General features: G+C 35.6%; 5 protein-coding genes and 1 tRNA gene. 1 reads left to right on the top strand and 5 read right to left on the bottom strand.

The window, feature by feature from the left end; translation table 11 throughout:
- Positions 1-115 precede the first annotated feature (115 nt).
- Entirely contained in the window at positions 116-1,156 is a 1,041-nt protein-coding gene (ilvC, locus tag Q5O30_RS11640; protein ID WP_118590034.1) for a ketol-acid reductoisomerase, read from the bottom strand.
- 66 nt (positions 1,157-1,222) lie between these two features.
- On the bottom strand, positions 1,223-1,705 hold the full coding sequence (gene ilvN / locus Q5O30_RS11635) for an acetolactate synthase small subunit (RefSeq protein WP_021953914.1): 483 nt from the start codon (positions 1,703-1,705) through the stop codon (positions 1,223-1,225).
- 192 nt (positions 1,706-1,897) lie between these two features.
- Here ilvN and Q5O30_RS11630 point away from each other — a divergent pair.
- A tRNA-Thr gene (locus Q5O30_RS11630) sits at positions 1,898-1,970 on the top strand.
- Between the two features lie 100 nt (positions 1,971-2,070).
- On the opposite strand, the gene Q5O30_RS11625 is transcribed toward Q5O30_RS11630, so the two are convergent.
- From Q5O30_RS11625 to Q5O30_RS11615, 3 genes are all read right to left on the bottom strand, one after another.
- Positions 2,071-2,985: a ketopantoate reductase family protein gene (locus Q5O30_RS11625; protein ID WP_021953913.1), complete on the bottom strand. Its 915-nt coding sequence runs from the start codon at positions 2,983-2,985 to the stop codon at positions 2,071-2,073.
- 72 nt (positions 2,986-3,057) lie between these two features.
- Complete coding sequence (gene hflX, locus Q5O30_RS11620; RefSeq protein ID WP_021953912.1) at positions 3,058-4,290, bottom strand: GTPase HflX; 1,233 nt, start codon at positions 4,288-4,290, stop codon at positions 3,058-3,060.
- A gap of 9 nt (positions 4,291-4,299) precedes the next feature.
- A partial coding sequence (locus Q5O30_RS11615) for an MATE family efflux transporter (RefSeq protein WP_302674719.1) occupies positions 4,300-5,403 on the bottom strand: 1,104 nt, incomplete at its 5' end.

Below are 5,403 nucleotides of genomic sequence, written 5' to 3'. Positions count from 1 at the left end.
GTGCATTCCTTAAATGCACGCCTATAAACCCAAAAGAACACACAGCCTCTTGTGCAAGCACAAGGCTGTGTGTTCTTTTGGGTTTATAATCCTTCGCTTAAAAATTGCTAACGGATTAGTTGTTGATTAATTTGTCATTTTCATTGTTCCAGCTGTAAAGCTTTCTGATCTGTTCTCCGACTTTTTCTGATGGATGTTCTGATGCTTTCTTTCTCATCATCTTGAAGTGTACCTGACGTCCTGCAGGTGACATATCAAGTAAGAATTCCTTAGCAAATGAACCGTCCTGAATGTCTGAAAGAATCTGCTTCATAGCCTTCTTTGTATCTTCTGTTACAATCTTAGGTCCTGTTATATAATCACCATATTCAGCTGTGTTTGAAATTGAATATCTCATTCCTGCGAATCCTGACTGATAAATTAAGTCAACGATTAACTTCATTTCATGAATACATTCAAAGTATGCATTTCTTGGATCATATCCTGCTTCACATAATGTTTCAAAACCAGCCTGCATTAATGCACAAACACCACCACAAAGTACTGCCTGCTCACCGAATAAGTCTGTTTCTGTTTCTGTTCTGAATGTTGTTTCAAGAACACCTGCTCTTGCTCCGCCAATTCCTAAAGCATATGCAAGTGCTAAATCTAAAGCCTTACCTGTAGCATCCTGTTCAACAGCTACTAAACAAGGAGTACCCTTGCCTGCCTGATATTCTGAACGAACTGTATGTCCCGGTGCCTTAGGAGCGATCATAGTTACATCTACATCCTTTGGAGGATTAATACATCCGTAATGAATGTTGAAACCATGAGCAAACATAAGCATATTTCCAGCTTCAAGGTTTGGCTCAATATCCTTCTTATACATATCAGCCTGAAGTTCATCATTAATAAGAATCATAATAATGTCAGCCTTCTTAGCTGCTTCTGCTGCTGTAAATACTTCAAATCCCTGCTTCTCAGCCTTAGCCCATGACTTACTTCCTTCATATAAACCAATAATGACATTGCATCCTGATTCCTTTAAGTTTAAAGCATGTGCGTGTCCCTGGCTACCATAGCCGATAATTGCAATTGTCTTACCATCTAATAATGAAAGATTGCAATCCTCCTGATAATAGATTTTTGCTTCTGACATAATTGTCGCCTCCATTTGTAAAATATTTATTATTTTATAAAGAATGTAATGTAAATATTAATTCTCTATATATAAACTACACTATTTAATTCCTCTTGCAAGACCTGTGATACCTGTTCTTACTAATTCTAAAATCTCATAATCTTCAAGAAGACTTAAAAATGCAGAAAGCTTTGACTGGCTTCCTGTAATCTCAATCATAACACTGTCCTTTGCCACATCAACAATATTAGCCCTGAAAATTTCAGTCACGGATATAATCTGCTGTCTCTGTGCAGGAGTAGTCTTTATCTTTACAAGAATAAGTTCCCTTGTAACTGAATTATTAAGTTCTAAAACATCAACTCTTCTGACATCCTCTAACTTTGTAATCTGCTTAACAATCTGTTCTAATATAGCATCATCACCTGTTACTACAATAGTCATTCTGGAATATTTAGGATTTTCAGTCTCTCCAACTGTTAAACTGTCAATGTTATATCCTCTTCTGCTAAACAAACCGGCAATTCTGTTAAGAACACCTGATGTGTTATCTACTAAAACCGATAATACCTTTTTATTCATATGTACATCCTCTTTTCTCAGATTTAATGCTCGTATAATCATAACACATATATTTTTACGTTTCAATATTTAGTGAAAATATTTTATTAATAAAATTTCATACATTCAACGAATTATGCAATTATGACATTACTAAAATATGTTATTGTAAAATTCATTAGAATATGTTATTATTTTTAAGTCGTATGACAGGCTGCCATGGCTCAGGAGGTAGAGCGTCGCCTTGGTAAGGCGGAGGCCACGGGTTCAAATCCCGTTGGCAGCTTTATTTTTTTGCCTTTTTTTAAGGTTCTCATCATATTTGAATCATTTGTGTTGCATTTCGTGTTGTATAAAATTAGAAACACCATATTGATATTCCTTTTTTATTTATTTTCCAATACACGTATTCCATGATAAAACATTTCATTTATCGGAGTAGGCACATTAAGCTCTTTACCCATTTTTACCACATTACCTGCAAACATATCTATTTCCGTTTTCTTCCCTGCTTCTAAATCCTGAAGGGTTGATGGTTTGTTCTTTTCAGGTATTGTAACTACAGTTTTGTTTTGTGCCTCTATTTCCTTTTCCCCTAAATCAATTCCTTTTTTTCCGGCAATTGCAGCCACCTCTCTCATGGCATTTATTCTAATCCAGTTTGCATTATCATCAGTTCTAAAAGCACCAAAAGGTATACCTAAAAGGGCACAGGTCATATTTTCTCCAATATTGCACATATATTTAAACCAGATTCCCTTTAACATATCTTCCTCAATGGAGTAGGGAATATCAGCCTTATCAAAAACCTCTTTTACCGCCAAAACCCTGTCTGTATACTGGTGATTTTCTTTCTCACCAAAGTGAATTTTTCCCCAATATGGATCAAAATCAGCCTTGCCATCCTTCATAACTACTGACATTCTCATAAATGAATATAAAACATGCTCATTTCCAAATTCTTTTATCAGACGTTCCTCACTGTCAACCCCATTTAAAAGTGACAAAATAAGGGTATTTTTCCCTACCTGATTTCTAATATCCTCGGTAGCCTGCTCTAAGGAATATCCCTTAACGCCAATTATTATTAAATCGGCCTCATCTCCCATTACATCAGGAGTAATTATTGGGAATTTATAATTTATTCCATTTACGGTGACACCTTTGTTTTCTAATCTTTCTTTTCTTTCACCATTGGCAATAACCCTAAAGTTTTCACCATAAGTTTCATATAATCTCGGTGCAAAAAATACTCCCATGGCTCCTAATCCGATTAAAGATATTTTTTCTATATGTTTCATTACAATGCCTCCTGTCCTTCTCTTTAATTGCTTCTTTTGTAGTCATTGTTATGCCTTTCGTTTCTGATATGTCTATATTCTGTCCATAATTTGCGAAGGTACATATGCCTTAAGATGTATTCCATCTTCTTTATATTCCTCGCTAAGTACCTGACCGTATTTTCTGATTATTCCTATTTTTCCTGCTTCTGAATAATCGTATACCTTTTCCACCATTACACGCATGGATTTCAAAGCTACCTCTATTGCGTCATTTATTTCATTTAATCCGATATTTTTCTTTATTGCAGCACTAACTGTGTAATCAGCATTAAAATCCCTTAAAACTGGCTTTTCTTCTACCTTATCTATTTTGTTAAATACCGTAATGATTATTTTATCTTTTACTTCAAGATTTTTTAGTGTTTCATAAACTGCATGGACATTTTTATCCATAGAAGGATTTGAACAGTCCACCACATGAATAATTATATCTGAATACTTTGCCTCTTCTAAGGTACTTCTGAAAGCATCTATTAAGTGATGAGGCAATTTTCTTATAAATCCGACTGTATCTGTCAGTAAAACCTCCTGACCGTTAGGAAGCTTATAATTTCTCGTTGTAGGATCAAGAGTTGCAAAAAGCTTGTCTTCCTCTAGCACATTTGCCGCTGTTAAAGTATTAAGTAGTGTAGACTTTCCGGCGTTGGTATATCCCACTATGGCAACCACCGGAACAGGATTGTCCTGTCTTTTAGCCCTTGTAACCTGTCTGTGGCTTTCCATATTTCTAACCTGTTCCTTTAGCTGGGATATTCTGTTTCTGATAAGACGTCTGTCTACCTCTAATTTCTTTTCTCCCGGGCCTCTTGTTCCTATTCCGCCACCCTGTCTTGAAAGATTTCTCATTCCAATAAGTCTTGTGGAACGATATCTAAGCTGTGCTAACTCTACCTGGATTTTTCCCTCGGCACTTTTTGCCCTTCCTGCAAAAATATCAAGAATTATAAGAGTTCTGTCCATTACCTTAACATCTAATTCATCTTCAAGATTCTTATATTGTGCAGGAGATAATTCATCATCACATACTATGGCATCTGCCTCTGTTTCCCATATTAAATCCTTTATTTCCTGAACCTTTCCTGAACCTACATAGGTAGTGTTATTAATGTGGTCTAAATTTTGGATAACTCTTCCCACAACCAATGCACCTGCTGTATTAACCAGCTCCTCCAGTTCATCTAAAGATTCCATTGCGTCATCTTCATTTCCTGTTGCCACGGCAACTAAAATTATTTTTTCCGTATTTTCTGCGGTTTCGTACATAAACGCTCCTTAAATATCATTTTTTACTATGTTAATATTTTTCCATTTGCCTTTTTTATACCTTATAAGGCTAAACAGTCCGTTTAAAAGCCATGTTATTCCCGTAGCATAGAATACTCCGTAGTTTCCCATGAAAGGTATAAGGGTAAGAGGATATGCAAAACCTACACGTCCTATACACTCCACAATTCCGGTAAACAGTGAAAATATTGCATCTCCGGCACCATTTAACACATTTCTGGTGGTATATATCATTCCCAAAAATATGTAAAAACAGCTTGTTATTCTAAGTCCGTCAACAGCCTGTTTCATAACCGTAGGGTCTTTTCCGAATATGGAAACAATCTGCGGTGTAAATATCCAGAATAAAAGCATTATGCTAATTGCAAATATTGTGGTAATGGTTGTTGCCGTGTTAAATCCTTTTTTTACCCTGTCAATTTTTCCGGCTCCAAGATTTTGTCCCGTATATGTAGATACTGCTGCCCCCATAGACATAAATGGCTGCTGGATAAGGGTTTCAATTCTTGATACTACCGTAAAAGCCGTGGTAAAATCTGCTCCATAGCTGTTTACAATTGCCTGTAAAACAATTAATGAAAAAGCAATAAGTGCATTTTGCAATGCTACCGGAATACCCAGTCTCATGCTTTTTCTAATTATCATATTATTGATTTTGAAATTTTCTCTTTTAATTCTAAAATATGAATTACTTTTATAAGCATATATTATACATGTTATTGCTGAAATAAACTGCGAAAACGCTGTGGCAACACCTGCTCCCACTACTCCCCAGTTATACACCAGCACAAAAATAAGATCTAATATAACATTAAGAATGCTGGCAAATATCAAAAAGATCAAAGGTGTCTTGCTGTCTCCCAATGCTCTTAAAATACCTGATACACCATTGTATAATCCCATACATATAATACCAATTGATGTAACTTTAAGATACGCCACTGCATCCTCTAAAATAACTGCATCTGTCTGTAAAAGTATAAGAATAGGTCTTGCTGCAAAGTATCCCGCAATAGCCATTATGGCAGAGCATGCAATTATAATTATGGTAGCATTTCCAATGGTGTCTTTAACATTTTTTTCATCATTGGC

Source organism: Eubacterium sp. CAG:161 (assembly GCF_000432355.1).
Lineage (GTDB): Bacteria > Bacillota > Clostridia > Lachnospirales > Lachnospiraceae > Eubacterium_G > Eubacterium_G segne.
The sequence above is the reverse complement of the archived record's forward strand: the minus strand, read 5'-3'. Positions and strand labels throughout refer to the sequence as shown.

Coding starts and splice junctions, on each gene's coding strand:
- ilvC (WP_118590034.1), bottom strand. CDS start 1,156: ATGGAGGCGACAATTATGTCAGAAGCAAAAATCTATTATCAGGAGGAT.
- hflX (WP_021953912.1), bottom strand. CDS start 4,290: ATGTACGAAACCGCAGAAAATACGGAAAAAATAATTTTAGTTGCCGTG.
- Q5O30_RS11625 (WP_021953913.1), bottom strand. CDS start 2,985: ATGAAACATATAGAAAAAATATCTTTAATCGGATTAGGAGCCATGGGA.
- ilvN (WP_021953914.1), bottom strand. CDS start 1,705: ATGAATAAAAAGGTATTATCGGTTTTAGTAGATAACACATCAGGTGTT.